We start from the raw sequence: 26,248 nt of genomic DNA, 5'->3' as shown, positions 1-26,248 counted from the left end.
CACCGAGCCGCTGCCGGACCCCATGGCCCGCGCCCTCGCTCTGGCCGAGCAGTCCCTCTACATCTCCAGCCCCAACCCCCACGTGGGCTGCGTGATCGTCGACGCCGCCGGCCGCCTGCTCGGGGAAGGCTTCACCCAGGCCGCCGGGCAGGCGCATGCCGAGGTCATGGCCCTGCGCGATGCGCAGGCCCGCGGGAACGAGGTGCGGGGCGCCACCGCCTACGTCACCCTGGAGCCCTGTTCGCACCACGGCCGCACCGGCCCCTGCTGCGAGGCGCTGGCCGGCGCCGGCATCGCCCGCGTGGTCGCCAGCCTGCAGGACCCCAACCCCAAGGTCGGCGGCCGGGGCTTCGAGCGCCTGCGCGCGGCCGGCATCGCCGTGGAGGTCGGCCCGGGCGCCGAGGCCTCTCGCGAGCTGAACATCGGCTTTTTCAGCCGCATGGTCCGTGGCACGCCCTGGGTGCGCATGAAGATCGCCGCCTCGCTGGACGGCACCACGGCCCTGGGCAACGGGGCCAGCCAGTGGATCACCTCCGCTGCGGCGCGGGCCGACGGCCACGCCTGGCGCGCCCGGGCCTGTGCCGTGCTCACGGGCATCGGCACCGTGCTGGAGGACGACCCGCGCCTGGATGTGCGGGAAGTCCCCACGCCGCGCCAGCCCCGGCTGGTGGTGGTGGACAGCCGCCTGGAGCTTCCGCGCTCGGCCAGGCTCCTGCAGACGGGGCGCGAGGTGCTGGTCTATGCCGCCGTGGACGACAGCCCGGCCCGCCGCATCCTGGAGAGCGAAGGCGCCAGCGTGATCGCCCTGCCCGGCGACCACGGCAAGGTGGACCTGGCCGCCATGCTGCGCGACCTGGCCGCCCGCGAGGTGAACGAGCTGCACGTGGAGGCCGGTTTCAAGCTCAACGGTTCGCTGGTGCGCGAAGGGCTCGTCGATGAGTTCCTGCTGTACCTCGCGCCGCGCCTGCTCGGGCCCGGCCGCGGGCTGGCCGCCATCGGGCCCTTCGACGCGCTGGCCCAGGGCGTGCCGCTCGCGTTCCGCGGCGTGCAGCCGGTCGGCCCGGACCTGCGCGTGCTCGCCCGCATCCCCGGCCGCGACGCGTTCTGAGCCCCCTCGGGGAGCGGGGCGGCAATCCCTGCGAAAATACCGCGATGTTCACCGGCATCATCACCGGCGTGGGGCGCATCGCCGCCGTCCACGACCTCGGAAGCTCCTTGCAGCACGGCAAGCGCCTCACCGTCCAGGCGCCCGCCGGCTACCTGGACGACGTGGGCCTGGGTGACAGCATCGCGCTCAATGGCGCCTGCATGACGGTCACCTCGCTGGACGCCGCGGCCGCCCGCTTCACCATCGACATCTCCGCAGAATCGCTCGCCTGCACCGCGGGCCTGTCCGAAGCCGGGGGCGAGGTCAACCTGGAAAAGGCCCTCCGTGCGCACGACCGCCTGGGCGGGCACATCGTCTCGGGGCACGTGGACGGCATCGGCCAGGTGACGCGCTTCGAGCCCGCGGGCGAGAGCGTGGAGCTGTGCCTGCTCGCACCCGCCGCCCTCGGGCGCTACCTCGCCTTCAAGGGCTCCATCACCGTCAACGGCGTGAGCCTCACCGTCAACCGCGTGCGCGACCTGCCCGAAGGCTGCGAGATCAGCATCAACCTCATTCCCCACACGGTGGAGAACACGGCCCTGCGCAGCTTGCGAAGCGGCCAGGCCGTCAACCTGGAAATCGACCTCATCGCGCGCTATGTCGAGCGCATGCTCGCCGGCGCCCCCTCCCTGAAAGCCACGCCATGAACGCCGCCCTTCTCAGCCCCCTGGCGCCGGTCGCCATCTCGCCGGTCGAGGACATCGTCGCCGAGCTGCGCGCCGGCCGCATGGTGATCCTGGTGGACGAGGAAGACCGCGAGAACGAGGGTGACCTCGTCCTCGCCGCCGACCACGTCACGCCCGAGGCCATCAACTTCATGGCCCGCTTCGGCCGCGGCCTGATCTGCCTGACCCTCACGCGCGAGCGCTGCGAGCGCCTGCGCCTGCCGCCCATGGTCACGCGCAACGGCACCAAGCACGCCACCGCCTTCACGGTCTCCATCGAAGCCGCCGAGGGCGTGACCACCGGCATCAGCGCCGCCGACCGCGCCCGCACCGTCCGTGCCGCCGTGGGCGCGAACGCGCGCGCCGAAGACCTGGTGCAGCCGGGCCACATCTTCCCGCTGCAGGCGGTGGACGGCGGCGTCCTCATGCGCGCCGGCCACACCGAGGCCGGTTGCGACCTGGCCCACATGGCCGGCCTCACGCCCGCCGCCGTCATCTGCGAGATCATGAAGGACGACGGCACCATGGCCCGCCTGCCGGACCTGCAGTCCTTCGCCGCCGAACACGGCCTGAAGATCGGCACCATCGCCGACCTGATCGAGTACCGCAGCCGCCACGAAAGCCTGGTGCGCAAGCTGGGCTCGCGTCCGCTGCAGACCGCCCACGGCCTCTTCACCGCGCACGCCTGGCGCGACGAGCCCAGCGCCGGCCTGCACCTGGCCCTGGTCATGGGCGAGTGGGGCCCCGAGGACATCGTGCCGGTGCGCGTGCACGAGCCGCTGTCGGTGCTGGACGCCCTGGAAGTCGGGCGCCCCCTGCACTCCTGGCCACTGGACCGCAGCCTGGCGCACATCGCCCGCGAAGGCCGCGGCGTGGTGGTGCTGCTCAATGGCGGCGAGTCGGCCGAGCAGCTGCTGGAGCAGTTCGAGGGCACGGCGCGGCCGGCCCAGGCGCCCGAGCGCGGGCGCATGGACCTGCGCACCTATGGCATCGGGGCGCAGATCCTGCGCGAATGCGGCGTGCACCGCATGGCGCTCATGGGCGCACCGCGCCGCATGCCCAGCATGGCGGGCTACGGCCTCGAAGTCACCGGTTACCTCAATCCCTCCTGAAAGTCCGCGTCCGTTCCCCGATGGACGCCGCAAAACGAAAGAACCCCATTCATGTTTGGCGCTGACAAAGGCCAGGCCCCCCGCCTCGACGGCAAGGGCCTGCGCATCGGCATCGTGCAGGCACGCTTCAACGAGAGCGTCACCAACGCCCTGGCGGCCGCCTGCCTGGGCGAGCTGGAGCGGCTGGGCGTCGCCTCGGCCGACATCACCCACCTGTTCGTCCCCGGCGCGCTGGAGATCCCCATCGCGCTGCAGGGCCTGGCGCAGACCGGCCGCTTCGACGCGCTGATCGCCCTGGGCTGCATCATCCGCGGCGAGACCTACCACTTCGAGCTGGTGGCCAACGAGTCGGCCGCCGGCGTGACCCGCGTGGGGCTGGACCAGCGCCTGCCCATCGCCAACGTGATCCTCACCACCGAGAACATGGCCCAGGCCATCGCCCGCCAGACGGACAAGGGCGTGGACGCCGCCCGCGTGGTGGTCGAGATGGCACGCCTGCTGGACGGCATCGAATGAGCGACGACACCCAGGACGCCGGCGGCAACGCGCGCCCGCCCCGACCGCCGCGGCCCCTGTCCGGCCCGGGCCTGACCAGCACCGGTGCGCGCAAGGCCTCGGCCAAGTCGGCCCGCACGCGCGCGCGCGAGTTCGCGCTGCAGGGCCTGTACCAGCACCTCGTGGGCGGCAACGAGCCCGAGGCCATCGACCGCTTCACCCGTGACCTCTCCGGCTTCCACAAGGCCGACTCGTCGCACTACGACGCCCTGCTGCACGGCGCCATCCGCGAGGGCGAACAGCTCGACGCGCTGATCGTGCCGCTCCTGGACCGCAAGCTGGAGCTGCTCTCGCCCATCGAGCGGGCCATCATGTGGATCGGCGCCTGGGAGTTCCAGCACGCCCTGGACGTGCCCTGGCGCGTGGTCCTCAACGAATGCATCGAGCTGGCCAAGGAGTTCGGCGGCACCGACGGCTACAAGTACGTCAACGCGGTGCTCAACGGCCTGGCCCCGACCCTGCGGCCGCAGGAGACCGAGGCCGACCGGAACCGCAGCAAAGGACCCTGAAGGATGCGCATCGCCGGCCGCGCCGAACGCATCGAGCCCTTCTACGTGATGGAGGTGGCCAAGGCCGCCGAGCGCCTGGCGCGCGAGAGCGCCGCCAGCGACCGGCCCATGGTCTTCCTGAACATCGGCGAGCCGGACTTCACGGCGCCGCCGGCCGTGCAGGCGGCGGCCGAGCGCGCCATCCGGGACGGCCGCACGCAGTACACCGCCGCCTGCGGCCTGCCCGCGCTGCGCGAGCGCATCGCGGCCTGGTACGGCGAGCGCTTCGGCGTGCAGGTGCCGGCGCGGCGCATCGTGGTCACGGCCGGCGCCTCGGCCGCGCTGCAGCTGGCCTGCCTGGCGCTGGTCGATCCGGGCGACGAGATCCTCATGCCGGACCCCTCCTATCCCTGCAACCGGCAGTTCGTGAGCGCCGCCGAGGGCCGCGCCGTGCTGCTGCCCACGGATGCGGCGGGGCGCTTCCAGCTCACGGCCGGGCAGGTGGAGGCGGCCTGGGGGCCGCGCACGCGCGGCGTGCTGCTGGCCTCGCCCTCCAACCCGACCGGCACCTCCATCCACCCGGCCGAGCTCGCGCGCATCCACGCCTTCGTGCGGGCGCGCGGCGGGATCACGCTGCTGGACGAGATCTACCTGGGCCTGAGCTACGACGAGACCTTCGGCCACACCGGGCTGGCGCTGGGCGAGGACCTCATCAGCGTCAACAGCTTTTCCAAGTACTTCAGCATGACCGGCTGGCGCCTGGGCTGGCTGGTGGTCCCCGAGGCGCTGGTGCCGGTGGTGGAGCGCCTGGCGCAGAACCTCTTCATCTGCCCCAGCACGGTGGCGCAGCATGCGGCGCTGGCCTGCTTCGAGCCGGACAGCATCGCCGAGTACGAGCGCCGCCGCGGCGAGTTCAAGGCGCGGCGCGACTTCTTCATTCCCCAGCTGGAGCAGCTCGGCCTGCCCGTGCCGGTGGTGCCGGACGGCGCTTTCTACGCCTGGGCCGACTGCAGCGCCTGGGCGCAGCGCTGGGGCCTTCCGGGCAGTTGGGAGTTCGCCTTCGAGCTCATGAAGCGGGCGCACGTGGCCGTCACGCCGGGGCGCGACTTCGGCCAGCATGCCACGCAGCGTTTCGTGCGCTTCAGCACGGCCAGCTCGCTGGCGCACCTGCAGGAGGCCGTGGCGCGCATGAAGGCCTTGCACGAGGACGCGGCATGAGCTTCGAGTTCCCCATCCGGGTTTACTGGGAAGACACGGACGCCGGCGGCATCGTCTTCTACGCCAACTACCTGAAGTTCTTCGAGCGTGCGCGCACCGAGTGGCTGCGCGCCCTGGGCATCGCGCAGGGCAAGCTGCGCGAGGACACGGGCGGCGCCTTCGTCGTCAGCGAAACCTCGGTGCGCTACCTGCGCCCGGCCCGGCTGGACGATGAACTCATCGTTACGGCCCGGCTCGAAGCGGCAGGGCAAGCTTCGGTCGTCGTGGCTCAGCAGGCCCGGCTGCGCAGTTCGGGCGCCGTGCTGGCCGAAGGCAGCATCCGCATCGGCTGGGTGGACCTTTCGACGCTGCGGCCTGCCAGAATGCCTTCCGTTCTCATCGAAACACTGGTCAATACGAGATGAATCAAGAAATGTCCATCATTCAACTGGTGCTGGGCGCCAGCTGGGTGGTGCAAGCGGTCATGCTGCTGCTGGTGGGCGTGTCCATCGCGAGCTGGGCCGCCATCTTCCAGAAGCTCTTCGCGCTCAAGCGCGTGAAGTCCCTCAACGAGGACTTCGAGGCCAAGTTCTGGTCCGGCACCAGCCTGAACGAGCTGTTCGCCGCGGCGGCGCAGCATCCGCGCAGCGCCGGCCCCATGGAGCGCATCTTCGCCTCGGGCATGCGCGAGTTCCAGAAGCTGCGCGCCGGTCGCATCCAGGACCCCGGCACCCTGCTGGACGGCGCCCGCCGCGCCATGCGCGCGAGCTTCCAGCGCGAGGTGGACGCGGTGGAAAGCCACCTGTCCTTCCTGGCCTCGGTGGGCTCGGTCTCGCCCTATGTGGGCCTGTTCGGCACCGTGTGGGGGATCATGCACGCCTTCACCGGGCTGGCCAGCCTGCAGCAGGTCACGCTCTCCAGCGTCGCACCCGGCATCGCGGAGGCGCTGGTGGCCACGGCCATCGGCCTGTTCGCCGCCATTCCCGCGGTGCTGGCCTACAACCGCTTCTCGCGCGACATCGACCGCGTGGCCATGCGCCTGGAGACCTTCATCGAGGAGTTCTCCAACATCCTGCAGCGCAACGCCGGCGCGAGCCTGGCGGCGGGCATGGCCGGCCATGCCGCGACGCCGCACGCCGCGGCCGTGAATGCCGCGCCGGCCGGCGGCGCCCCAGCCGCCGCCGCCACCCAGCCGGTGCGCTGACATGCCGAACGTCGCCTCCCGTGGCCGCGGCCGGCGCGCGATGAACGAGATCAACATGGTCCCCTTCATCGACGTGATGCTGGTGCTGCTGATCATCTTCATGGTCACGGCGCCGCTGATCACGCCCAGCACCATCGACCTGCCCTCCATCGGCAACGCCAACCGACAGCCCGACGAGAAGATCGAGATCGTCGTCGGCAAGGACGAAAGCCTGGAGCTGCGCGTGGACGCGCAGAAGCAGACCCTCGCCCTGGGCGAGGTGCGCGACGCCGTGCTGCGCGCGCAGACCGGCAAGCCGGCGGGCAGCACCGCGGTGGTCATCAGCGCCGACCGCAGCGTGCGCTACGAAGTCGTGGTCAAGGTCATGGACACCCTGCAGCGCGCGGGGGTCCAGCGCGTGGGCCTGTCGGTCCAGCTCGCTCCATGAGGAACCCGCCCTCCGTGACAGCCCCCAGCGACCGCTACGCTCCTCCTCCACCGCCCGGCCGGGCCCGTTCCATCAGCCTGGCGGTGCTCGTGCACCTGGCCCTGATCGGCGCGCTCACCTGGGGCGTGAACTGGCGCCACGACGCCACCGTGGTGGCCGAGGCCGAACTGTGGGCGCCGACGCCGCAGCAGGCCGCGCCCAAGCCCATCGAGCCGCCACCGCCGCCGCCTGCGCCGCCCCCCGCACCCGCGCCGCCCCCCCCGGCCCCGCCGCCGCCCGCGCCGCGCCCGTCCGAGGCCGACATCGCGCTTCAGCAGGAAAAGGAACGCCTGGCCGCGGAGCGCCGACGCCAGCAGGAAGCCGAGGAGAAGCGCCAGGCCGAACTGGCCGAGGCCAAGCGCCGCGAGGCCGAAGCTGAGCGCGAGCGCCAGCGCAAGCTGGCCGCCGAGAAGGCCGAGCGAGAAAAGCAGGAGCGCCTGGAGGCCGAGAAGGCCGAGGCGCGCCGCAAGGAGCTGGCCGAGCAGAAGAAGGCCGAGGAACGCAAGCGCGAGCTGGCGGAGCAACAGCGCCGCGAAGCCGAACGCAAGCGCGAGGTCGCCGAGCGCCAGGCACGCGAGCGCGAGCAGCAGGAGGCCAAGCGCCTGGAGCAGATCCGCGAGGAGCAGATGCGCCGGATCCAGGGCCTGGCCGGCGCCACGGGCGGCCCCGGCGACACCGGCACGGCCGAACGCTCGGCCGGCCCCTCGCAAAGCTACGCCGGCCGCATCCGCGCCCGGGTCAAGCCCAACATCGTCTTCACCGACGACGTGGCGGGCAACCCGAGTGCCGAGGTGGAGGTGCGCATGGCGCCGGACGGCACCATCACGGCTCGCCGCATCACCAAGGCGAGCGGCAGCAAGTCCTGGGACGAAGCCGTGCTGCGCGCCCTCGACCGCACGCAGACCCTGCCGCGCGACGAGAACGGGCGGGTGCACAGCCCGCTGATCATCGAGTTCCGGCCCAAGGGGTGAAGGAAGTCACTCGCCAAGGCGGGGGCTGCCTGGACGAGGCTCGCGTCGTTCGGTCGGACTGATCTCCTTCCCCCTCCGGGGGAAGGCTGGGATGGGGGCTTGTGGGAAGCGGCACCACTGGCGCGCGTGGCCCCCACCCCTGCCCTCCCCCAAAGGGGGAGGGAGTTTGCGCCGCGCTGCGTCAGTGCTCCGACTCGCGATGCTTGGCCGGGAACGGGTACGCGCCGCCCATCGCCGCCCCCTCCTTGGCCGGGATCCGCAGCGATAGCAGCATGGTCGCGGCCAGCACCACCACCGTCACGCCCAGCGACCAGGCCACGGGGATCTTGTAGATGTCGATCAGCAGCATCTTGGTGCCGATGAACACCAGCACGATGGCCAGGCCGTAGGACAGCAGGTGGAACTTCTCGTGCATCCCCGCCAGCAGGAAGTACATCGCTCGCAGGCCCAGGATGGCGAAGACGTTGGAGGTGAGCACGATGAAGGGGTCGGTCGTGATGGCGAAAATGGCCGGGATGGAATCCACCGCGAAGATCACGTCCACCACGCCGATCAGCAGGATGACCACGAAGAGCGGCGTGGCCATGCGCACGCCGTTGACCATGGTGAAGAAGCGCTCGCCGTCGTAGCCAGGAGCGATCTTCATGCGCTTGTTGATCCAGCGCAGCGCCGGGTTGTTCTCCAGGTCGGGTTCCTGGCCGGCGGCCCACCACATCTTGAAGCCGGTGAACACCAGGAAGGCGCCGAAGACGTAGAGCACCCAGTGGAACTGCGTGACCAGCCAGGCGCCCACCAGGATCATGCCCGCGCGCAGCACCAGGGCACCCAGGATGCCGATCATCAGCACCCGCTTCTGGTAGGCCGCCGGCACGCCGAAGTAGGTGAACAGCATCAGGAAGACGAAGATGTTGTCCACCGCCAGCGCTTTCTCCACCAGGTAGCCGGTGATGAACTCCAGCGCCTTGCCGTTGGCCAGCGCCTCGCGCGCGGGGTCGGTGGACAGGCCGCCCAGGTACCACCAGAGCAGGCCGACGAACACGAAGGACACGGCGACCCAGATCAGGGACCAGATGCCGGCCTCCTTCATGGACACGCTGTGCGCGCCCTGTTTGCTGAGCGCGAAGAAGTCGATGAGAAGCGCGACCACCACGAAGATGGCGAACACGCTCCACATCAGCGGGGTACCGATGGACATGGTTGCTTTCCGAAGAACCGGCGAGCCGGCGGGTTTGGGGATTTGCCCGTCGGTCTCGCGAGCGCCAGGCCATTGCAGCCAGGCGTCCTGCGGCACCGGAAACCTGGGCGAACCCAGGGACTTCGTATTGACGGCGCCGCAGCAGGGAAGGCCATGAGCCTTCACCAGCGCTACTCCCCTTCGGAGGCCGGCGGATTCTAGCGCAGCAAGCCGCCGCCGTGGCAGGCGGCGACAAAAAGGGCCTGCCCTACTGCAGCGGCTCCTTGAGCGCCTTGGGGATCGCCAGGGGGAGCACGGGGACGCCTTCTTCCAGCAAGGCCTGGGCTTCGGCGGGCGTGGCTTGCCCGCGGATGCCGCGTTCTTCGGTCTCGCCGTGGTGCATGCGGCGGGCTTCCTCGGCGAAGCGCTCGCCGACGTCCTCGGTGGAAGCGAGGACCTGGCGCACCGCCTGGAGGTAGGCGGCCTGCAGGGCGGCGGGCGTGACGCTCGCCATGTCCTGGCGGGCGGCAGGCGCCGCGGGCGGCGTGGCGCCCAGGTTCAGGCGCGGCGCGCTGGGGAGCTTGCTCACCTGCGCGTCACCGCACAGCGGGCACTCCACCAGGCCGCGCGCGCGCTGGTCCTGGAAGTCGTCCTCGGAGCCGAACCAGCCCTCGAACACGTGGCTGGCGGCGCATTGCAGGTTGAGCACCTTCATGACGGTGCAGATTGTGCCTGCCAGTCCAGAACCCAAGCCCCCGACAGAACTTCGCGCAGCCACAGGGCGCCGGTGAGGGTCTTGGCGTCGGTGACGCGGCCGTCGCGGCACCAGGCCAGCAGCTCGTCCGGCGTGGCGCTGATGACCTCCACGAACTCCTCGTCGTCGAGCTGCGGGCGTCCGGGCTTGAGGCCGCGGGCGAACCAGATCTCGATGAACTCGTCCGAGTAGCCGATGCAGGGATGCAGCCGCCCCGCCCTCGCCCACTCGCGGGCGGTGTAGCCGGTCTCCTCCAGCAGCTCGCGTCGTGCGCAGGCCAGCGGTTCTTCGCCCGGCGAGAGCTTGCCGGCCGGGAACTCGGTCATCACCTGGCCCACCGGGTGGCGCCACTGGCGCTCCAGCACCACGCGCCCGTCCTCCAGCAGCGGCACCATCATCACGGCGCCCGGATGGCGCACGTACTCGCGTGTGGCGGTGCCCCCGTCAGGCAGCCGCACGGTGTCGCGGACCACGTGCAGGAAGCTGCCGCGCAGCAGTTCCTCGGTCTGCACGGTGCGCTCGGTCAGGTGCGGATCAACCTCCATCTCACTTCTCCATCACAGATGCACACCCAGGACGCACGAGCCAGCGGGGGTGCCATTCGCGGGCCACCGCGGAACCGGCTTTGCCGGGCCGCTGGTGGCGCCCCCTCGGGGGGAGAGGGCGAATGCCCGAGGGGGCCCGCCGCAGGCGCTTCGGGGGGGACTCGTTCAATGCCGGTGCTTGTAGAGGTAGCGCCAGACGAAGCCGGGGAATGCCAGCGTGAGGAACAGGGAGCCCGTGATGGCGTAGAACTCCCAGCCCTGCGGCGCGATCTGTCCGGCCCGGCGCTCCAGCAGCAGGGCGACCCCGCCGACAAGGAAGTACAGCACCAGCAGCTCCAGCACGCGCAGGCCCAGCCCCTTGGGGCCATGCAGCCGGACCAGCCCGAACAGGCGCTCGGTGAAGAACGGCAGGTTGGCCGCCAGCAGGGCGAGCACGATCACCAGCCAGATCGACGCGGTCTGCGTCATGGCATGCCACGCACGGCGTTCAACCGGCCAGCGTGCGCACGACCGCTTCGCCGCACAGCGCCATGAGCCCGCCGGGCAGGATGCCCAGGACCAGCACCAGCGCGCCGTTGAGCGAGAGCACGGCCCGCACATGGCCCGGCGCCGTCACGCGGGTGGCGGTCAGCGGCGCGTCGAAGTACATGACCTTGACCACGCGCAGGTAGTAGAAGGCGCCGATGAGCGATGCCAGCACCGCGAAGACGGCCAGGCCGATGTACAGCCCCTCGCCCGAGGCCACCAGCGCCTGCAGCACCGTGAGCTTGGCGTAGAAGCCCACCAGCGGCGGGATGCCGGCCAGCGAGAACATGCAGATGGCCATGATGCCGGCGTAGAGCGGGCTGCGCTGGTTCAGGCCCGCGAGGTCGGCGATTTCCTCGCTCTCGAAGCCCTCGCGCGCCAGCAGCAGGATGATGCCGAAGGTCGCCAGCGTGGTGAGCACATAGGTCACCACGTAGAACATGGACGCGCTGTAGGCGTTGTAGGCGTTGGCCAGGCTGCCGCCGACGAAGCCGGCCGTCAGGCCCAGCAGCACGAAGCCCATCTGCGAGATGGTGGAGTAGGCCAGCATGCGCTTGAGGTTGGTCTGCGCGATGGCGGCCAGGTTGCCCACCAGCAGCGAGGCGACGGACAGCACCATCAGCATCTGCTGCCAGTCGATGGCCAGCGGCAGGAGGCCTTCCACCAGCAGGCGGATGGCGATGGCGAAGGCGGCGAGTTCGGGCGCCGCGCCGATCATCAGCGTGACGGCCGTGGGCGCGCCCTGGTACACGTCCGGCACCCACATGTGGAAGGGCACCGCCCCGAGCTTGAAGGCCAGGCCCGCGACGATGAACACCAGCCCGAAGACCAGCACGTCATGGCGGATGCGGCCGCTCGCGATGGCCTCGAACACGCGCGAGATGTCCAGGGACCCGGTGGCGCCGTACAGCATGGAGATGCCATAGAGCAGGAAGCCCGAGGCCATGGCGCCCAGCACGAAGTACTTCATGGCCGCCTCGGTGGCGCGCTCGTGGTCGCGGCGCAGGGCCACCAGGGCATAGCTGGAAAGCGTGAGCAGCTCCAGCCCCAGGTAGATCGCCAGGAAGTTGCTGCCGGAGATCATCACGAAGATGCCCAGCAGCGAGAACAGCGAGAGCGTGAAGAGCTCGCCGCCGCGCAGCATGTCGCGCTCGGCCGCATAGGGGCGGCCGTACACCAGCGTGACCAGCACGGCCAGGGCCGAGAAGGCCTTGAGCCAGTTGCCCATCGGGTCGCTCACGACCATGCCGCCGAAGCCGTAGAGGCTGCCGCCCGTGAGGGCGAACTCCACGCACAGCCAGGTGACCACGGCCAACGTGCCCAGGCTCAGCCAGTAGGTGAGGCCGCGCAGGCGGCTTTTGACGCCCAGGTCCACCATGGCGATGACGCAGGCCATCACCAGCAGCAGGATTTCGGGCGCGACGACGTAGAGGCTCAGTGTGTCCAGCATGGAAGGGGCCGCCTGGGGGTCAGTTCAACTTGGACGCGGCCACATGGCGCAGCAGTTCCGAGACGGAGACGTTCATCACGTCGGTGAAGGGCTTGGGATAGATGCCCATGTACAGCACGGCGATGGCCAGCGCGCCCAGCATGAGGAACTCGCGGCTGTTGATGTCCGTGAGCTGGCGCACGTCGTCGTTGACCACCGGGCCGAGGTAGACGCGCTTGAACATCCACAGCGTGTAGGCCGCTCCGAAGATCAGCGCCGTCGCGGCCGCCAGACCCAGGCCGAAGTGCGCCTGCGTGGCGCCCAGGATCACCATCCACTCGCCCACGAAGCCGGCGGTGGCCGGCAGGCCGCAGTTGGCCATGGCGAAGAGCAGCGCGAAAGCGGTGAAGTTCGGCATGGTGTTGACCACCCCGCCGTAGCTTGCGATCTCGCGCGAGTGCACCCGGTCGTACAGCACGCCGATGCACAGGAACATGGCGCCCGAGACGAAGCCGTGGGCGATCATCTGCACCAGCCCGCCGGCCACGCCGAGCGGGTTGAAGATGAAGAAGCCCAGCGTGACGAAGCCCATGTGCGCCACCGACGAATAGGCCACCAGCTTCTTCATGTCCTGCTGCACCATGGCCACCAGGCCCACGTAGATCACCGCCACCAGCGACAGCGCGATCATCAGCCAGGCCCACTCGCGCGCCGCATCGGGCGCGATGGGCATGGAAAAGCGCAGGAAGCCGTAGGCCCCGAGCTTGAGCATGATGGCCGCCAGCACCGCGGAGCCGCCGGTGGGCGCTTCAACGTGAACGTCGGGCAGCCAGGTATGCACCGGCCACATGGGCACCTTCACCGCGAAGGCCGCGAAGAAGGCGAAGAACAGCAGCGTCTGCACGCCCGCGGGCAGCGGCAGGCGGTGCCAGGCCAGGATGTCGAAGCTGCCGCCGGCCGCCCAGAACAGGTAGATGAGCGCCACCAGCATCAGCAGCGAGCCGAGCAGCGTGTACAGGAAGAACTTGAAGGCGGCGTAGATCTTCCGCGGGCCGCCCCAGATGCCGATGATCAGGTACATCGGGATCAGCGTGGCCTCGAAGAAGACGTAGAACAGCATCGCGTCCAGCGCGCTGAAGACGCCGATCATCAGGCCCGAGAGGATCAGGAACGCGCCCATGTACTGGTTGACGCGCTCGGTGATGGCCTCCCAGGCGGAGATCACCACGATGACCGTGATGAAGGCCGTGAGCAGCACGAACCACAGCGACAGGCCATCGACGCCCAGCGTGTAGTTGATGTTGAAGCGGTCGATCCAGGGCGCGCTCTCGACGAACTGCATGGCGGCCGTGCTGTTGTCGAAGCGCGCGTACAGCGGCAGCGTGACCAGGAACCCGAGGACCGATCCGATCAGCGCGATCCAGCGCACGGCGCGCGCCTGCTCGTCACGGCCCAGCGCCAGCAAGGCGGCGCCGAAGGCGATCGGGGTCCAGATCGCAAGGCTTAGCAAACCCATTTTTCTTCTTCTCCTAGTTGCCCAGCCAGGCCGACCACGGTGCGACGAACCACGTCAGCAGGACGAACAGGCCGACGATCATCGCCAGCGCGTAGTGATAGAGGTAACCCGTCTGCAGCCGCCGCGTGACGGCGGCGAAGGCACCCACCAGGCGGGCACTGCCGTTGACGGCCGCACCGTCGATCACGGCCTGGTCCCCGCCCTTCCACAGCGCGATGCCCAGACCACGAGCCCCGCGGGCGAGGATGTTCTCGTTGATCCAGTCCATGTAGTACTTGTTGTCCAGCAACCGGTACAGCGGCCCCACGCGCGCCTTGATGGCCGCGGGCAGCGCGGGATTGACCAGGTACATGTACCAGGCGAGGACCACGCCGGCCAGCGCCAGCCAGAAGGGCGCCGTCTGGACGCCGTGCAGCGCCATGGCCACCGGCCCGTGCCAGATCTCGGACAGGCGCGCCATGGCCGGATGGCGGGCGGCATCCACGAAGATGGCGTCCTTCAGGAAGTCGCCGTGGACGACCGGCCCGAGCGTGAAGTAGCCGATGACCACCGAAGGGATCGCCAGCAGCAGCAGCGGCACCGTCACCACCCAGGGCGACTCGTGCGGCTTGTCGTGCGCGGCGTGGCCGTGGTCGTGGTCCTTGTGGGAGACGTCGGGCTCCTCGTCCGAGAAGTGGGCGTGGTGCGCGTCCGGGTTCTGGTCGTAGCGCTCCTTGCCGTGGAAGACGAGGAAGTACATCCGGAAGGAATAGAAGGCGGTGACGAACACCCCGGCCAGCACCGCGAAGTAGGCGAAGCCCGCAGCCGGCAGGTTGCTGAAGTGGGCCGCCTCGATGATGCTGTCCTTGGAGTAGAAGCCCGAGAAGAACGGCGTTCCGATCAGCGCCAGCGACCCCAGCAGCGAAGTGATCCAGGTGATCCCCATGTACTTGCGCAGGCCGCCCATCCAGCGGATGTCCTGGTTGTGGTGCACGCCCATGATCACGGAGCCGGCGCCCAGGAACAGCAGGGCCTTGAAGAAGGCGTGCGTCATGAGGTGGAACACCGCGACCGAGTAGGCCGACACGCCCAGGGCCACGGTCATGTAGCCCAGCTGCGAGAGCGTGGAATAGGCCACCACGCGCTTGATGTCGTTCTGGATGATGCCCAGGAAGCCCATGAAGAGCGCGGTGATGGCGCCGATAACGAGCACGAAGTTCAGGGCCGTGTCGCTCTGCTCGAAAAGCGGCGACATGCGCGCGACCATGAAGATGCCGGCCGTCACCATGGTGGCCGCGTGGATCAGGGCCGAGATGGGCGTGGGGCCTTCCATGGAGTCGGGCAGCCACACGTGCAGCGGGAACTGCGCGCTCTTGCCCATGGCGCCGATGAACAGGCAGATGCAGATGACGGTGATCAGCATCCACTCGGTGCCGGGAAAGCCCAGGCGCGCCAGCTCCGGCACGCGGGCGAACACCTCGGTGTAGTTGAGGGTGCCGGCGTAGGCGGCAATGAGGCCGATGCCCAGGATGAAGCCGAAGTCGCCGACGCGGTTGACCAGGAAGGCCTTGAGGTTGGCGAAGATGGCGCTCGGCTTGTTGTACCAGAACCCGATCAGCAGGTAGGAGACCAGGCCCACCGCTTCCCAGCCGAAGAACAGCTGCAGGAAGTTGTTGCTCATCACGAGCATCATCATCGCGAAGGTGAAGAGCGAGATGTACGCGAAGAAGCGGTTGTAGCCCTCGTCCTCCTCCATGTAGCCGATGGTGTAGATGTGCACCATGAGGGACACGAAGGTCACCACGCACATCATCATGGCCGTGAGGCCATCGACCATGAAGCCGATCTCCATGCGCAGGCCGCCGACGACCATCCATTCGTAGATGGTCTCGTTGAAGCGGGCGCCATCGACCGCGACGCTGCGCAGCGTCATGGCCGAGAGGATGAAGGCCACCAGCACGCCCAGGATGGTGAGGCTGTGCGACAGCCGCCGTCCGAACCAGTTGCCGCCGAAGGTGGTACCGAAGATCCCCGCGAGCACGGCGCCGGCCAGCGGGGCCAGCGCAGCGGCGAGCAGGGTCGATGCAGAAAGGGTCTGGCTCATGTTCTTCTTGGAATGGGCAGGCGCGCGGGTGCGCTGCTTAGCCCTTGAGGGTGTTCAGTTCTTCGACGTTGATGTTCGACTTATTGCGGAACAGCAGCACCAGGATGGCCAGTCCGATGGCCGACTCCGCCGCCGCGACGGTGAGGATGAAGAACACGAACACCTGCCCGTGCATGTCGCCCAGGTAGTAGGAGAAGGCGACGAAGTTCATGTTGACGGCCAGCAGCATGAGCTCGATGGCCATGAGCAGCACGATCAGATTGCGGCGGTTCAGGAAGATGCCGACCACCGACAGCGCGAACAGCATCGCGCCCAGCGTGAGGTAGTGTCCGAGCGTGAGCGTCATGCCTTGGCCTCCGGGGCGGGGGTCTCGGGGGGCGGGGGCGGCGCCGCGACGGTGGGCGCCACCTTGACGATGCGCAGGCGGTCGCTGGCCTTCACGCGCACGGCCTGGGCCGGGTCGTAGGCGCGCGAGTCCTTGCGCTGGCGCAGCGTCAGCGCGATGGCCGCGACGATGGCCACCAGCAGGATGACCGCCGCCACCTCCAGCGGGTACAGGTACTCGGAATACAGCAGCTTGCCCAGCTCGCGGGTGTTGGAATAGTCCGGTGCGGCAGCCACGGCCGCGCCGGCGGCGATGCGGCCCTCCTCGCCGATGCGAAAGCCCCCCATCAGCACGGCCGCCATCTCCAGCGCGATGACGGCGCCGATGATGCCGGCCAGCGGGAAGTGCTTCCAGAAGCCGCCGCGCAGGCGGTCCATGTCGATGTCCAGCATCATCACCACGAACAGGAACAGCACCATCACCGCGCCCACGTACACCAGCACCAGCGTGATGGCGAGGAACTCCGCCTGCAGCATCAGCCACACCGCCGCGGCCTGCGAGAACGCCAGGACCAGGTAGAGGGCGGCGTACACGGGGTTCTTGGCCGTGATGACGCGGAAGGCTGCGAACAGCAGCACCGCGGAGAAGAGATAGAAGAGACCGGTCTTGACGTCCATGGTTGTTCTTGCGTGCTTGGTGCGCGTCAGCGGTAGCGGGCGTCCGCGGCCCTGTTGGCCGCGATCTCGGCCTCGTAGCGGTCGCCCACGGCCAGCAGCATGTCCTTGGTGAAGTACAGGTCGCCGCGCTTCTCGCCGTGGTATTCGAGGATGTTGGTCTCCACGATGGAATCGACCGGGCAGCTTTCCTCGCAGAAGCCGCAGAAGATGCACTTGGTCAGGTCGATGTCGTAGCGCGTGGTGCGGCGGGTGCCGTCGGCGCGCTGGTCGGACTCGATGGTGATGGCCAGCGCCGGGCACACCGCCTCGCACAGCTTGCAGGCGATGCAGCGCTCCTCGCCGTTCTCGTAGCGGCGCAGCGCGTGCAGGCCGCGAAAGCGCGGACTCAGCGGCGTCTTCTCCTCCGGGAACTGCACGGTGATCTTGCGGCTGAAGGCGTACTTGCCGGTGATGGCCATGCCCTTGAACAGCTCGATCAGCATGAAGCTGGAGAGGAAGTCCTTGAGCGAAAACGCGGACGGACGTTCAGCGGTTTGCGTTGACATAGTGTTTAGCGTCGAAGCCCCGGGGCTCAGGGCAGCGGCTTCCAGATGTTGTAGGGCGTCTGCATCCACAGGCCGACCACGACCAGCCACACCAGCGTCACCGGGATGAAGATCTTCCAGCCCAGGCGCATGATCTGGTCGTAGCGGTAGCGCGGGAACGTCGAGCGCACCCACAGGAACACGGTGACGACCATGAAGGTCTTGATGCCCAGCCAGATCCAGCCGGGAATGGCGTTGAGGATGGGCGCGTCGATGGGGGGCAGCCAGCCGCCCAGGAACAGCGTGACGCCCAGGATGGACACCAGCCACATGTTGGCGTACTCGGCCAGGAAGAACATGGCGAAGCTCATGCCCGAGTACTCGATCATGTGGCCGGCGACGATCTCCGATTCGCCTTCCACCACGTCGAAGGGGTGGCGGTTGGTCTCGGCCAGGCCCGAGATGAAATAGACCACGAAGATCGGCAGCAGCGGCAGCCAGTTCCAGGAGAGGAAGTTCAGGCCCATGGCGGCGAAGGTGCCGCGGTCCTGGCCCAGCACGATCTGCGTCATGTTCAGCGTGCCCGAGACCATGAGCACGACCACCATGCAGAAGCCCATGGCGATCTCGTAGCTCACGATCTGCGCCGAGGCGCGCAGCGCGCCCAGGAAGGCGTACTTGGAGTTGGACGCCCAGCCCGCGATCACCACGCCATAGACCTCCAGCGAGGTGATCGCCAGCAGGAACAGCAGGCCGGCGTTGATGTTGGCCAGCGCCGCCTCGGGGCCGAAGGGGATCACCACCCAGGCGACCAGCGCCGGCATGATGGTCATGATCGGCCCGAGCAGGAACAGCCCCTTGTTGGCCGCCGTGGGAATGATGATTTCCTTGGTCAGCAGCTTGAGCGCGTCCGCGATCGGCTGCAGCAGGCCGAGCGGGCCGATGCGGTTGGGGCCGACGCGGATCTGCGTGAAGCCGATGGCCTTGCGCTCCCAGAGCGTGAGGTAGGCCACCGCGCCCATGAGCGGCAGCACCAGGGCGATGATCTTGATCAGGTTCCAGACCACCGGCCAGCCCACGGTGGTCCACCAGGGCGCGGCGAGCAGGCCTTGGCCGAAGAGGTACAGCTCGTTGATCATGCGCCCACCTCCTCGGCCTGGCCGGCCGCGGCCCGCGCGGCCCGCGCGTCGGCCGTGAGCTGCAGCGAGGGCGCGCGGCGCACGAGGGAATCGAGCTGGTAGATGGACGCCGTAGCCGGGCGACCGGGCGCTTCGGCCAGGTCGATGGCGGCCGCCGTGCGGTTGTCCAGGTGCTCTGCCCGCACGAATTCCTGCGACAGGTCCTCGCTGCCGCGCGCGGCGACGAGCACGTCCTGCGCGGACTCGAAGTCGAAGCCCGGCAGGCCCAGCAGATTGCCCAGCACGCGCAGCACCTTCCAGCCGGGCCGGGTCTCGGCCAGGGGCTTGACCACGGCGTGGAAGCTCTGCACGCGCCCTTCGGCGTTGACGAAGGTGCCGGGCGTTTCGCTGAAGGGTGCGATCGGCAGCAGAACGTCGCTGATGTCGCGGTTGGCCTTGAAGGGACTGAGCGTGACGACCATCTCGGCCTGGCCCAGCGCCTGCGCGGCGGCCGTGCCGCCGGCGGCGTCGAAGGCCGGCTCGGTGTTCAGCAGCAGGGCCGCCTTGAGCGCGCCGGGGGCGAGCATCTGGCCGGCGGTCAGGCCGCCCTGCCCCGGCACGGCCTTGACCAGCTGGGCACCGACGGTGTTGGCGGCCTCGGTGAGGTAGCCCACGGCCGCGCCGGTGTGCTCGCCGATCCACTGCGCCAGCGCCAGCAGCGAGCCGGCCTTGGCGTGGTGCGCGGCGGCATTGCCCAGGAGGATGGCCTTGCGCTCGCCGGAGAGGAGCGACTTGGCGATCGCCACCCACGGATCGGACGCTGTCCGTTCGGACTGAGCCCCCACCCGTTCGGGCCGAGCCTGTCGAAGCCCTTCGACAAGCTCAGGGCGAACGGAAGGTGGCGGCGAGACGCCCTTCTCCTGCGCCACCGCCAGCGCGATGGCCCCGAGCGCCTGCGCCCACCGGCCAGCCGGCACCACGGCCCGGGCCTGCAGCGCCATCGCCCAGTCCTCGTCCGAATCGTGCACCACGCTGACCTGCGCACCCTTGCGCGTGGCCGCACGCACGCGCAGCGAAAAGAGCGGGTGGTCCTTGCGCAGGTTGGAGCCGACCACCAGCACGCGCTGCAGCTCGGACAGCGCGGCGATGGGCATTCCCAGCCAGCGCACGCCCTCGGCTTGAGCGAACTCCGCATGGCGCAGGCGGTGGTCGATGTTCTCGCTGCCCAGGCCGCGCACCAGCGCGCCGGCGAGGAACAGTTCTTCCACGGTGCTGTGCGGGCTCACCAGCGCGCCGATGCTGGCCGCGCCGTGGTCGGCCTTGATCTGCTTGAGGCCGTTGGCCACGTATTCCAGCGCGGTCTGCCAGTCCACCGTCTTCCACTCGCCGCCCTGCTTGAGCATGGGGGCGGTGAGCCGGTCGGGACCGTCCAGGGCTTCGTAGGAGAAGCGGTCGCGGTCGGCCAGCCAGCACTCGTTGACCGCCTCGTTCTCCAGCGGCAGCACGCGCATGACCTTGTGGCTCTTGACCTGCACGATCAGGTTGGCACCGGTGGAGTCGTGCGGGCTCACGCTCTTGCGGCGCGAGAGTTCCCAGTTGCGGGCGCTGTAGCGGAAGGGCTTGCTGGTGAGCGCGCCGACCGGGCACAAATCGATCATGTTGCCGGAGACTTCCGAATCCACGGTGTCGTTCAGCACGGTGGTGATCTCCGAGTGCTCGCCGCGGTGGATCATGCCCAGCTCCATCACGCCGGCCACTTCCTGGCCGAAGCGCACGCAGCGGGTGCAGTGGATGCAGCGGCTCATCTCCTCCATGGAGATGAGCGGGCCCACGTCCTTGTGCAGCACCACGCGCTTTTCTTCCTCGTAGCGCGAGGCGGAGCCGCCGTAGCCCACGGCCAGGTCCTGCAGCTGGCATTCGCCGCCCTGGTCGCAGATGGGGCAGTCCAGCGGGTGATTGATCAGGAGGAACTCCATCACCGACTGCTGCGCCTTCACGGCCTTGTCGCTGCGGGTGCGCACGATCATGCCGTTGGTCACCGGCGTGGCGCAGGCGGGCATGGGCTTGGGCGCCTTCTCCACATCCACGAGGCACATGCGGCAGTTGGCCGCGATGGAGAGCTTCTTGTGGTAGCAGAAATGCGGGACGTAGGTGCCCGCCTTCTCGGCCGCATGCATGACCATGCTGCCTTCGGCGATCTCCACCTTCTTTCCGTCGAGTTCGATTTCAACCATGTTGTCGTGCTTTCGGGATCAGCCGCGGGCGCCGGCGGGCACCGGGACCTGGCCGTCCGAGGTGGGCAGGTTCGGGCGCGCGATCTTGGCCTCGAACTCGTGCCGGAAGTGCTTGATCATGGCCCGCACCGGCATGGCCGCCGCGTCGCCGAGCGCGCAGATGGTGCGGCCCTGGATGTTGTCGGCCACCGAGTTGAGCAGCTCGATGTCCGAGGGCTTGCCGTGGCCGTTGTGGATGCGGTCCACCACGCGCCACAGCCAGCCCGTGCCTTCGCGGCAGGGCGTGCACTGGCCGCAGGACTCGTGCATGTAGAAGTAGGACAGGCGCAGCAGGCTTTCCACCATGTCGCGCGTCTCGTCCATGACGATCACCGCGCCGGAGCCGAGCATGGAGCCCGCTTTGGCGATGGAGTCGTAGTCCATGGTGCAGCCCATCATGATCTCGGCCGGCAGCACCGGCGCGGACGACCCACCCGGGATCACGGCCTTGAGCTTGCGGCCGCCGCGCACCCCGCCGCAAAGCTCCAGCAGCTTCGAGAAGGGCGTGCCCAGGGGGATCTCGTAGTTGCCGGGCAGCTCCACGTCGCCGGAGACCGAGAAGATCTTGGTGCCGCCGTTGTTCGGCTTGCCGCGCTCCAGGTAGGCCTGGCCGCCGTTGCGGATGATCCAGGGCACCGCCGCGAAAGTTTCGGTGTTGTTGATGGTGGTGGGCTTGCCGTACAGGCCGAAGCTGGCCGGGAACGGCGGCTTGAAGCGGGGCTGCCCCTTCTTGCCTTCCAGCGATTCCAGCAGCGCGGTTTCCTCGCCGCAGATGTAGGCGCCGAAGCCATGGAAGGCATGCAGCTGGAAGCTGAAGTTGCTGCCCAGGATCTTGTCGCCCAGCAGGCCCGCCGCCCTCGCCTCTTCCAGCGCTTCCTCGAAGCGCTCGTAGGTCTGGAAGATCTCGCCGTGGATGTAGTTGTAGCCCACGGAGATGCCCATCGCGTAGGCGGCGATGGCCATGCCCTCGATCACGATGTGCGGGTTGTAGTGCAGGATGTCCCGGTCCTTGCAGGTGCCGGGCTCGCCCTCGTCGGAGTTGCACACCAGGTACTTCTGCCCCGGAAACTGGCGCGGCATGAAGCTCCACTTCAGGCCCGTGGGGAAGCCCGCGCCACCGCGTCCGCGCAGGGCACTTTCCTTCACCGTCGCGATCACCTGGTCCTGGGTGAGGGGCTCGCCCCCGTCCTTGCCCAGGATCTTGCGCAGCGCCTGGTAGCCGCCGCGCGCTTCATAGTCGGCCAGGCGCCAGTTGGTGCCGTCCAGGCCCGCATAGATCTGGGGCTCGATATGGCGGCCATGGAAGCAGGTCTGCACCCCGGTGGCCTGGAACTGCGCGAGCACTTGGTCTGCGTTCATCGGGCCGGCTCCGTGTTCTTCAAGCCCTCGACCAGCTGGTCGAGCTTGTCGTTGCTCATGAAGCTGCACATGGTGCGGTCGTTCACCAGCATGACCGGCGCGTCGGCGCAGGCGCCCAGGCATTCGGACTGCTGCAGCGTGAAGACGCCGTCGGCCGTGGTCTCGCCCATGGCGATGCCCAGGCGCTGCTCCAGGTGGTGCAGCGCGTGGCCGCCGCCGCGCAGCTGGCACGGCAGGTTGGTGCAGACGTTGAACTTGTAGCGGCCGACCGGCCGCTGGTTGTACATGTTGTAGAAGGTCGTGACCTCGTGCACCGCGATGGGCGGAAGGCCCAGGTACTCGGCCACGGCCTTCTCGCTCTCGGGGCTCACGTGGCCCTCCTGCTGCTGCACGATGGCCAGGCAGGCCATGACGGCGGACTGCCGCTGCTCGGGCGGGTACTTGGCGACTTCACGGTCGAAGCGGGCACGCATGGCCGCGGAAAGGACGTAAGAAACTTCAGCCACGACATGGCTCCATTGCATGGTTCAGGGCCACCGCGGAACCGGCTTTGCCGGGCCGCTGGTGGCGCCCCCTTGAGGGGGGAGCGCCGAAGGCGCTTCGGGGGGGAGCCTTCATCGGTCAATTTCTCCGAAGACGATGTCCATCGTTCCGATGATGGCCACCGCGTCGGCAATCATGTGGCCGCGGCCCATCTCGTCGAGCGCCGCGAGGTGCGGGAAGCCCGGGGCGCGGATCTTCAGGCGATAAGGCTTGTTGGCGCCGTCGCTCACGATGTAGATGCCGAACTCGCCCTTGGGGTGCTCCACCGCCGCGTACGCTTCGCCCTCGGGGACGCGGAAGCCCTCCGAGAACAGCTTGAAGTGGTGGATCAGTTCTTCCATGTTGGCCTTCATCGACTCGCGGTCGGGTGGGGCCACCTTGTGGTTGTCGGTGATGACCGGGCCGGGGTTGGCGCGCAGCCAGGCCACGCACTGCTGGATGAGGCGGTTGGACTCGCGCATCTCCTGCACGCGCACCAGGTAGCGGTCGTAGCAGTCGCCGGTCTTGCCCACGGGGATGTCGAAGTCCAGGTGCTCGTACACCTCGTAGGGCTGCGTCTTGCGCAGGTCCCAGGCGATGCCGCTGCCGCGCAGCATGGGCCCGGTGAAGCCCAGGTTGAGCGCGCGTTCGGGCGTGACCACGCCCACGCCCACGGTGCGCTGCTTCCAGATGCGGTTGTCGGTGAGCAGGGTCTCGTACTCGTCCACGTAGCCGGGGAAGCGGCGCGTGAAGGCCTCGATGAAATCGAGCAGCGAACCCTGGCGGTCGGCATTGAGCTCGCGGATGGCCCGCTCGTTCTTGATCTTGCTGACCTTGTACTGCGGCATGCTGTCCGGAAGGTCCCGATAGACCCCGCCCGGGCGGAAGTAGGCCGCGTGCATGCGCGCGCCGGAGACCGCCTCGTACATGTCGAACAGGTCTTCCCGCTCGCGGAAGCAGTAGATCAGCATGTTCATCGCACCGATGTCCAGGCCGTGCGCGCCGAGCCACAGCAGGTGGTTCATGAGGCGCGTGATCTCCGCGAACATGACGCGGATGTACTGGGCACGGATCGGCACTTCCAGGCCGAGGAGCTTCTCGATGGCCAGGCAGTAGGCGTGCTCGTTGCACATCATCGAGACGTAATCCAGCCGGTCCATGTAGGGCAGCGACTGGATGTAGGTCTTGGTCTCGGCCAGCTTCTCGGTGGCGCGGTGCAGCAGGCCGATGTGCGGGTCGGCCCGCTGGATCACTTCGCCGTCCAGTTCCAGCACCAGGCGCAGCACGCCGTGGGCAGCCGGGTGCTGCGGGCCGAAGTTCAACGTGTAGTTCTTGATCTCAGCCATCGCTCAATTCCTCAGCCCGTAGTTGTCCTCGCGGATGATCCGCGGGGTGATCTCGCGCGGCTCGATGGTCACGGGCTGGTAGATCACGCGCTGGCGCTCGGGGTCGTAGCGCATCTCGACTTCGCCGGAGACCGGGAAATCCTTGCGGAACGGGTGGCCGATGAAGCCGTAGTCGGTGAGGATGCGGCGCAGGTCGGGGTGGCCTTCGAAGACGATGCCGAACAGGTCGAAGGCCTCACGTTCGAACCAGTTCACGGACGCCCAGACGTTCATCAGGGAGTCCACCACCGGGAGCTCGTCGTCAGCCGCGAAGACCTTCAGCCGTACGCGCTGGTTCAGGCTCACCGACAGCAGGTGGACGACGACGGCGTAGCGCGGACCGTCCCACGCGCCATTGCGGTACTCCGAGTAGTCCACCCCACACAGGTCGACGAGCTGCTCGAACTGGCAGCCGGGCGCGTCGCGCAGCATGGCGGCGGCCTTCAGGTAGTTCTCGGGCGTGACGAGCACGCTGACTTCCCCCAGTGCGAGCTCGACCCGCTTGGCCAGGGGGCCCAGGGTGTCGGTGAGGGTCTGGTGCAGCGCCTGGGGGTCGATGGCGAAGGGCGTGGTCGTCATGCGATGTCCTTCACGCCCGGGCGATGGTCTGCGTGCGGCGGATCTTCTGCTGCAGCTGGATGATCCCGTACAGCAGGGCCTCGGCCGTGGGCGGGCAGCCCGGCACGTACACGTCCACGGGCACGATGCGGTCGCAGCCGCGCACGACCGAATAGCTGTAGTGGTAGTAGCCGCCGCCGTTGGCGCAGGAGCCCATGGAGAGGACCCAGCGCGGCTCGGGCATCTGGTCGTACACGCGGCGCAGGGCCGGCGCCATCTTGTTGCACAGCGTGCCCGCCACGATCATGAGGTCGGACTGGCGCGGGCTGGGCCGGAACAGCATGCCGAAGCGGTCGATGTCGTAGCGGGCCGCGCCCGCGTGCATCATCTCCACGGCGCAGCACGCCAGGCCGAAGGTCATGGGCCAGAGCGAGCCGGTCTTGGCCCAGTTGATGACCGTGTCCACCGTGGTGGTCACGAAGCCCTTGTCGGTAAAGCCTTGAGTTGCCATGTTTGTTTCCCGTGCGGAACCGGGCGCACGCGACGTTGGCGCGCGCCGTGCCGCTTATTCCCAGTCGAGCGCGCCCTTCTTCCACTCGTAGACGAAGCCGACCACGAGGATGAGAAGGAAGACCATCATGGCCCAGAAGCCCACGGGACCGATGTCGTGCAGCGCCACGGCCCAGGGGAAGAGGAAGGCGATCTCGAGGTCGAACAGGATGAAGAGGATGGCGACGAGGTAGTAGCGCACGTCGAACTTCATGCGTGCGTTCTCGAAGGCCTCGAAGCCGCATTCGTAGGCCGAGTACTTGGCCGCGTCGGGCTTGTGGAAGCCCGCACCGCGGGCGAAGAGATGACCGAGCAACTGCGGAACGACCCCGACGCCGATGCCCACGAGAATGAACAAGAGGACGGGGAGGTACTGTTCTAGGTTCATCTTGGCGCCCGGGTCACGGAATCAGGCCCGTGGCTATGCCACGGGCCTGTCCTTTGTGTTGGTGCCGTCGGCGAGACTCGAACTCGCACAGCTTTCGCCACTACCCCCTCAAGATAGCGTGTCTACCAATTTCACCACGACGGCGGTTTTGAGCTGTCTCACGCAAGGCGCTCAAGAGGCTTTGATCCGCTGACCGAATCAGCTGCTCTTCTTGTATTTCCTGCCTTGCCAGACAGCCTCAGAGTTTACCCTGAAACGGTGGCGCATCCCGGGCTGCAGCGCCAAGAATTTCGCAGGGATCAGCGGGTCGGGATCTGCCCGGCTCCGCCCGAGCCGGCAGGCGCGCCGGGTGCGGCAGGCGCGGGTGCACCCGGCACGGGAGCGGGTGCGGTCGTCCCCGGAATCTGGGCCGCGCCCGTGGGCGGGGCGGCAGGCGCCGGGGCGGCCGGCGGCACGGCCTGGGAACGCTCGAGCACGCTGCCCGAATCCACCGGGCGCGCCCCGCCGAAATAGGCCAGCCCCAGGGTGCAGATGAAGAAGACCGTGGCGAGCACGGCGGTGGTGCGCGAGAGGAAGTTCGCGCTGCCGCTGGCGCCGAACAGGCTGCCCGAGCCGCCGCTGCCGAAGGCCGCGCCCATGTCGGCGCCCTTGCCGTGCTGGATGAGGATGAGCCCGATCATGGCCAGGGCCGAGAGCAGCTGGATTGCCAGGATGGCAGTGAAGAGGAAGTTCATGAAAG

29 protein-coding genes and 1 tRNA gene are annotated in these 26,248 nt (G+C 68.6%); 10 read left to right on the top strand and 20 right to left on the bottom strand.

What is annotated here, in order from left to right; all coding sequences use genetic code 11:
• The first annotated feature begins 22 nt into the window (after positions 1-22).
• Genes ribD through tolA form a run of 10 tightly spaced genes read left to right on the top strand, consistent with a single transcriptional unit; the run spans position 23 to position 7,805 of the window.
• Positions 23-1,108, top strand: coding sequence for a bifunctional diaminohydroxyphosphoribosylaminopyrimidine deaminase/5-amino-6-(5-phosphoribosylamino)uracil reductase RibD (gene ribD, locus EZ242_RS02570; protein ID WP_135283964.1), 1,086 nt, complete (start codon positions 23-25; stop codon positions 1,106-1,108).
• Positions 1,109-1,152: 44 nt separating this feature from the next.
• Complete coding sequence (locus EZ242_RS02565) at positions 1,153-1,794, top strand: riboflavin synthase (RefSeq protein WP_135283534.1); 642 nt, start codon at positions 1,153-1,155, stop codon at positions 1,792-1,794.
• On the top strand, positions 1,791-2,924 hold the full coding sequence (ribBA, locus tag EZ242_RS02560; RefSeq protein WP_135283533.1) for a bifunctional 3,4-dihydroxy-2-butanone-4-phosphate synthase/GTP cyclohydrolase II: 1,134 nt from the start codon (positions 1,791-1,793) through the stop codon (positions 2,922-2,924). Before EZ242_RS02565 ends, ribBA begins: the two co-directional genes overlap by 4 nt.
• Before the next feature lie 51 nt (positions 2,925-2,975).
• Positions 2,976-3,440 carry a 6,7-dimethyl-8-ribityllumazine synthase gene (gene ribH, locus EZ242_RS02555; RefSeq protein ID WP_135283532.1) on the top strand — a complete coding sequence of 155 codons (465 nt, stop codon included), beginning with the start codon at positions 2,976-2,978 and terminating at the stop codon, positions 3,438-3,440.
• Entirely contained in the window at positions 3,437-3,988 is a 552-nt protein-coding gene (nusB, locus tag EZ242_RS02550; protein WP_135283531.1) for a transcription antitermination factor NusB, read from the top strand. Before ribH ends, nusB begins: the two co-directional genes overlap by 4 nt.
• A gap of 3 nt (positions 3,989-3,991) precedes the next feature.
• The gene (locus EZ242_RS02545; protein WP_135283530.1) at positions 3,992-5,185 is read left to right on the top strand and encodes a pyridoxal phosphate-dependent aminotransferase; all 1,194 of its coding nucleotides are present in this window, start codon (positions 3,992-3,994) and stop codon (positions 5,183-5,185) included.
• A complete protein-coding gene (gene ybgC, locus EZ242_RS02540) occupies positions 5,182-5,589 on the top strand; it encodes a tol-pal system-associated acyl-CoA thioesterase (RefSeq protein ID WP_135283529.1) in 408 nt (135 codons plus the stop codon). The genes EZ242_RS02545 and ybgC overlap by 4 nt, the downstream gene beginning before the upstream one ends.
• Positions 5,586-6,368 carry a protein TolQ gene (gene tolQ, locus EZ242_RS02535; protein WP_135283528.1) on the top strand — a complete coding sequence of 261 codons (783 nt, stop codon included), beginning with the start codon at positions 5,586-5,588 and terminating at the stop codon, positions 6,366-6,368. Before ybgC ends, tolQ begins: the two co-directional genes overlap by 4 nt.
• A gap of 1 nt (position 6,369) precedes the next feature.
• On the top strand, positions 6,370-6,795 hold the full coding sequence (locus EZ242_RS02530; protein WP_135283527.1) for an ExbD/TolR family protein: 426 nt from the start codon (positions 6,370-6,372) through the stop codon (positions 6,793-6,795).
• Positions 6,792-7,805, top strand: coding sequence for a cell envelope integrity protein TolA (gene tolA / locus EZ242_RS02525; protein ID WP_135283526.1), 1,014 nt, complete (start codon positions 6,792-6,794; stop codon positions 7,803-7,805). The genes EZ242_RS02530 and tolA overlap by 4 nt, the downstream gene beginning before the upstream one ends.
• Before the next feature lie 181 nt (positions 7,806-7,986).
• On the opposite strand, the gene EZ242_RS02520 is transcribed toward tolA, so the two are convergent.
• From EZ242_RS02520 to secG, 20 genes are all read right to left on the bottom strand, one after another.
• Entirely contained in the window at positions 7,987-9,000 is a 1,014-nt protein-coding gene (locus EZ242_RS02520) for a TerC family protein (protein WP_135283525.1), read from the bottom strand.
• Positions 9,001-9,247: 247 nt separating this feature from the next.
• The gene (locus EZ242_RS02515) at positions 9,248-9,694 is read right to left on the bottom strand and encodes a DUF1178 family protein (protein WP_135283524.1); all 447 of its coding nucleotides are present in this window, start codon (positions 9,692-9,694) and stop codon (positions 9,248-9,250) included.
• Positions 9,691-10,278 (bottom strand): NUDIX domain-containing protein, encoded by a 588-nt coding sequence (locus EZ242_RS02510; protein ID WP_135283523.1) that lies wholly within the window; start codon positions 10,276-10,278, stop codon positions 9,691-9,693. Before EZ242_RS02510 ends, EZ242_RS02515 begins: the two co-directional genes overlap by 4 nt.
• A 165-nt stretch (positions 10,279-10,443) precedes the next feature.
• Positions 10,444-10,746: a DUF2818 family protein gene (locus tag EZ242_RS02505; protein ID WP_135283522.1), complete on the bottom strand. Its 303-nt coding sequence runs from the start codon at positions 10,744-10,746 to the stop codon at positions 10,444-10,446.
• A 19-nt stretch (positions 10,747-10,765) separates the two neighbouring features.
• Positions 10,766-12,253, bottom strand: coding sequence for an NADH-quinone oxidoreductase subunit NuoN (nuoN, locus tag EZ242_RS02500; protein ID WP_135283521.1), 1,488 nt, complete (start codon positions 12,251-12,253; stop codon positions 10,766-10,768).
• A 19-nt stretch (positions 12,254-12,272) separates the two neighbouring features.
• The gene (locus EZ242_RS02495; RefSeq protein ID WP_135283520.1) at positions 12,273-13,748 is read right to left on the bottom strand and encodes an NADH-quinone oxidoreductase subunit M; all 1,476 of its coding nucleotides are present in this window, start codon (positions 13,746-13,748) and stop codon (positions 12,273-12,275) included.
• Between the two features lie 13 nt (positions 13,749-13,761).
• Positions 13,762-15,831, bottom strand: a complete 2,070-nt coding sequence (gene nuoL, locus EZ242_RS02490) for an NADH-quinone oxidoreductase subunit L (protein WP_135283519.1) — start codon at positions 15,829-15,831, stop codon at positions 13,762-13,764.
• 37 nt (positions 15,832-15,868) lie between these two features.
• On the bottom strand, positions 15,869-16,177 hold the full coding sequence (gene nuoK, locus EZ242_RS02485; RefSeq protein WP_135283518.1) for an NADH-quinone oxidoreductase subunit NuoK: 309 nt from the start codon (positions 16,175-16,177) through the stop codon (positions 15,869-15,871).
• Positions 16,174-16,833 carry an NADH-quinone oxidoreductase subunit J gene (locus tag EZ242_RS02480; RefSeq protein ID WP_135283517.1) on the bottom strand — a complete coding sequence of 220 codons (660 nt, stop codon included), beginning with the start codon at positions 16,831-16,833 and terminating at the stop codon, positions 16,174-16,176. Before EZ242_RS02480 ends, nuoK begins: the two co-directional genes overlap by 4 nt.
• Before the next feature lie 26 nt (positions 16,834-16,859).
• Positions 16,860-17,378: an NADH-quinone oxidoreductase subunit NuoI gene (nuoI, locus tag EZ242_RS02475; RefSeq protein WP_135283516.1), complete on the bottom strand. Its 519-nt coding sequence runs from the start codon at positions 17,376-17,378 to the stop codon at positions 16,860-16,862.
• 26 nt (positions 17,379-17,404) lie between these two features.
• A complete protein-coding gene (gene nuoH / locus EZ242_RS02470; RefSeq protein ID WP_135283515.1) occupies positions 17,405-18,496 on the bottom strand; it encodes an NADH-quinone oxidoreductase subunit NuoH in 1,092 nt (363 codons plus the stop codon).
• Positions 18,493-20,709 carry an NADH-quinone oxidoreductase subunit NuoG gene (nuoG, locus tag EZ242_RS02465; RefSeq protein WP_135283514.1) on the bottom strand — a complete coding sequence of 739 codons (2,217 nt, stop codon included), beginning with the start codon at positions 20,707-20,709 and terminating at the stop codon, positions 18,493-18,495. Before nuoG ends, nuoH begins: the two co-directional genes overlap by 4 nt.
• A gap of 18 nt (positions 20,710-20,727) precedes the next feature.
• Entirely contained in the window at positions 20,728-22,107 is a 1,380-nt protein-coding gene (nuoF, locus tag EZ242_RS02460) for an NADH-quinone oxidoreductase subunit NuoF (RefSeq protein WP_135283513.1), read from the bottom strand.
• A complete protein-coding gene (gene nuoE, locus EZ242_RS02455) occupies positions 22,104-22,580 on the bottom strand; it encodes an NADH-quinone oxidoreductase subunit NuoE (protein ID WP_240786982.1) in 477 nt (158 codons plus the stop codon). Before nuoE ends, nuoF begins: the two co-directional genes overlap by 4 nt.
• Positions 22,581-22,721: 141 nt before the next feature.
• Positions 22,722-23,975 (bottom strand): NADH-quinone oxidoreductase subunit D, encoded by a 1,254-nt coding sequence (locus tag EZ242_RS02450; RefSeq protein WP_135283511.1) that lies wholly within the window; start codon positions 23,973-23,975, stop codon positions 22,722-22,724.
• Between the two features lie 3 nt (positions 23,976-23,978).
• Positions 23,979-24,593, bottom strand: coding sequence for an NADH-quinone oxidoreductase subunit C (locus EZ242_RS02445; protein WP_135283510.1), 615 nt, complete (start codon positions 24,591-24,593; stop codon positions 23,979-23,981).
• A gap of 10 nt (positions 24,594-24,603) precedes the next feature.
• Positions 24,604-25,083, bottom strand: a complete 480-nt coding sequence (locus tag EZ242_RS02440) for a NuoB/complex I 20 kDa subunit family protein (protein WP_135283509.1) — start codon at positions 25,081-25,083, stop codon at positions 24,604-24,606.
• A gap of 54 nt (positions 25,084-25,137) precedes the next feature.
• Entirely contained in the window at positions 25,138-25,509 is a 372-nt protein-coding gene (locus EZ242_RS02435; RefSeq protein WP_135283508.1) for an NADH-quinone oxidoreductase subunit A, read from the bottom strand.
• 59 nt (positions 25,510-25,568) lie between these two features.
• A tRNA-Leu gene (locus EZ242_RS02430) sits at positions 25,569-25,653 on the bottom strand.
• Positions 25,654-25,808: 155 nt separating this feature from the next.
• The gene (gene secG, locus EZ242_RS02425; protein WP_135283507.1) at positions 25,809-26,243 is read right to left on the bottom strand and encodes a preprotein translocase subunit SecG; all 435 of its coding nucleotides are present in this window, start codon (positions 26,241-26,243) and stop codon (positions 25,809-25,811) included.
• Positions 26,244-26,248: the final 5 nt, after the last annotated feature.

The sequence above is a fragment of the Ramlibacter rhizophilus genome, from assembly GCF_004681965.1.
Taxonomy (GTDB): Bacteria; Pseudomonadota; Gammaproteobacteria; order Burkholderiales; family Burkholderiaceae_C; genus Ramlibacter; species Ramlibacter rhizophilus.
This window is presented reverse-complemented; position numbering and strand designations above follow the sequence as displayed.

Excerpts from the sequence above, each read along its gene's own strand:
- EZ242_RS02530 (WP_135283527.1), top strand. The coding sequence starts at position 6,370 with ATGCCGAACGTCGCCTCCCGTGGCCGCGGCCGGCGCGCGATGAACGAG.
- EZ242_RS02495 (WP_135283520.1), bottom strand. The coding sequence starts at position 13,748 with ATGGGTTTGCTAAGCCTTGCGATCTGGACCCCGATCGCCTTCGGCGCC.
- secG (WP_135283507.1), bottom strand. The coding sequence starts at position 26,243 with ATGAACTTCCTCTTCACTGCCATCCTGGCAATCCAGCTGCTCTCGGCC.
- EZ242_RS02515 (WP_135283524.1), bottom strand. The coding sequence starts at position 9,694 with ATGAAGGTGCTCAACCTGCAATGCGCCGCCAGCCACGTGTTCGAGGGC.
- tolQ (WP_135283528.1), top strand. The coding sequence starts at position 5,586 with ATGAATCAAGAAATGTCCATCATTCAACTGGTGCTGGGCGCCAGCTGG.
- EZ242_RS02480 (WP_135283517.1), bottom strand. The coding sequence starts at position 16,833 with ATGGACGTCAAGACCGGTCTCTTCTATCTCTTCTCCGCGGTGCTGCTG.
- EZ242_RS02520 (WP_135283525.1), bottom strand. The coding sequence starts at position 9,000 with ATGTCCATCGGTACCCCGCTGATGTGGAGCGTGTTCGCCATCTTCGTG.
- EZ242_RS02545 (WP_135283530.1), top strand. The coding sequence starts at position 3,992 with ATGCGCATCGCCGGCCGCGCCGAACGCATCGAGCCCTTCTACGTGATG.
- EZ242_RS02435 (WP_135283508.1), bottom strand. The coding sequence starts at position 25,509 with ATGAACCTAGAACAGTACCTCCCCGTCCTCTTGTTCATTCTCGTGGGC.
- nuoH (WP_135283515.1), bottom strand. The coding sequence starts at position 18,496 with ATGATCAACGAGCTGTACCTCTTCGGCCAAGGCCTGCTCGCCGCGCCC.
- nuoG (WP_135283514.1), bottom strand. The coding sequence starts at position 20,709 with ATGGTTGAAATCGAACTCGACGGAAAGAAGGTGGAGATCGCCGAAGGC.
- ribBA (WP_135283533.1), top strand. The coding sequence starts at position 1,791 with ATGAACGCCGCCCTTCTCAGCCCCCTGGCGCCGGTCGCCATCTCGCCG.
- EZ242_RS02445 (WP_135283510.1), bottom strand. The coding sequence starts at position 24,593 with ATGACGACCACGCCCTTCGCCATCGACCCCCAGGCGCTGCACCAGACC.
- nuoL (WP_135283519.1), bottom strand. The coding sequence starts at position 15,831 with ATGAGCCAGACCCTTTCTGCATCGACCCTGCTCGCCGCTGCGCTGGCC.
- EZ242_RS02510 (WP_135283523.1), bottom strand. The coding sequence starts at position 10,278 with ATGGAGGTTGATCCGCACCTGACCGAGCGCACCGTGCAGACCGAGGAA.
- nusB (WP_135283531.1), top strand. The coding sequence starts at position 3,437 with ATGAGCGACGACACCCAGGACGCCGGCGGCAACGCGCGCCCGCCCCGA.
- tolA (WP_135283526.1), top strand. The coding sequence starts at position 6,792 with ATGAGGAACCCGCCCTCCGTGACAGCCCCCAGCGACCGCTACGCTCCT.
- EZ242_RS02440 (WP_135283509.1), bottom strand. The coding sequence starts at position 25,083 with ATGGCAACTCAAGGCTTTACCGACAAGGGCTTCGTGACCACCACGGTG.
- EZ242_RS02450 (WP_135283511.1), bottom strand. The coding sequence starts at position 23,975 with ATGGCTGAGATCAAGAACTACACGTTGAACTTCGGCCCGCAGCACCCG.
- nuoE (WP_240786982.1), bottom strand. The coding sequence starts at position 22,580 with ATGCGTGCCCGCTTCGACCGTGAAGTCGCCAAGTACCCGCCCGAGCAG.
- nuoK (WP_135283518.1), bottom strand. The coding sequence starts at position 16,177 with ATGACGCTCACGCTCGGACACTACCTCACGCTGGGCGCGATGCTGTTC.
- nuoI (WP_135283516.1), bottom strand. The coding sequence starts at position 17,378 with ATGTCAACGCAAACCGCTGAACGTCCGTCCGCGTTTTCGCTCAAGGAC.
- ybgC (WP_135283529.1), top strand. The coding sequence starts at position 5,182 with ATGAGCTTCGAGTTCCCCATCCGGGTTTACTGGGAAGACACGGACGCC.
- nuoF (WP_135283513.1), bottom strand. The coding sequence starts at position 22,107 with ATGAACGCAGACCAAGTGCTCGCGCAGTTCCAGGCCACCGGGGTGCAG.
- EZ242_RS02505 (WP_135283522.1), bottom strand. The coding sequence starts at position 10,746 with ATGACGCAGACCGCGTCGATCTGGCTGGTGATCGTGCTCGCCCTGCTG.
- nuoN (WP_135283521.1), bottom strand. The coding sequence starts at position 12,253 with ATGCTGGACACACTGAGCCTCTACGTCGTCGCGCCCGAAATCCTGCTG.
- ribD (WP_135283964.1), top strand. The coding sequence starts at position 23 with ATGGCCCGCGCCCTCGCTCTGGCCGAGCAGTCCCTCTACATCTCCAGC.
- ribH (WP_135283532.1), top strand. The coding sequence starts at position 2,976 with ATGTTTGGCGCTGACAAAGGCCAGGCCCCCCGCCTCGACGGCAAGGGC.
- EZ242_RS02565 (WP_135283534.1), top strand. The coding sequence starts at position 1,153 with ATGTTCACCGGCATCATCACCGGCGTGGGGCGCATCGCCGCCGTCCAC.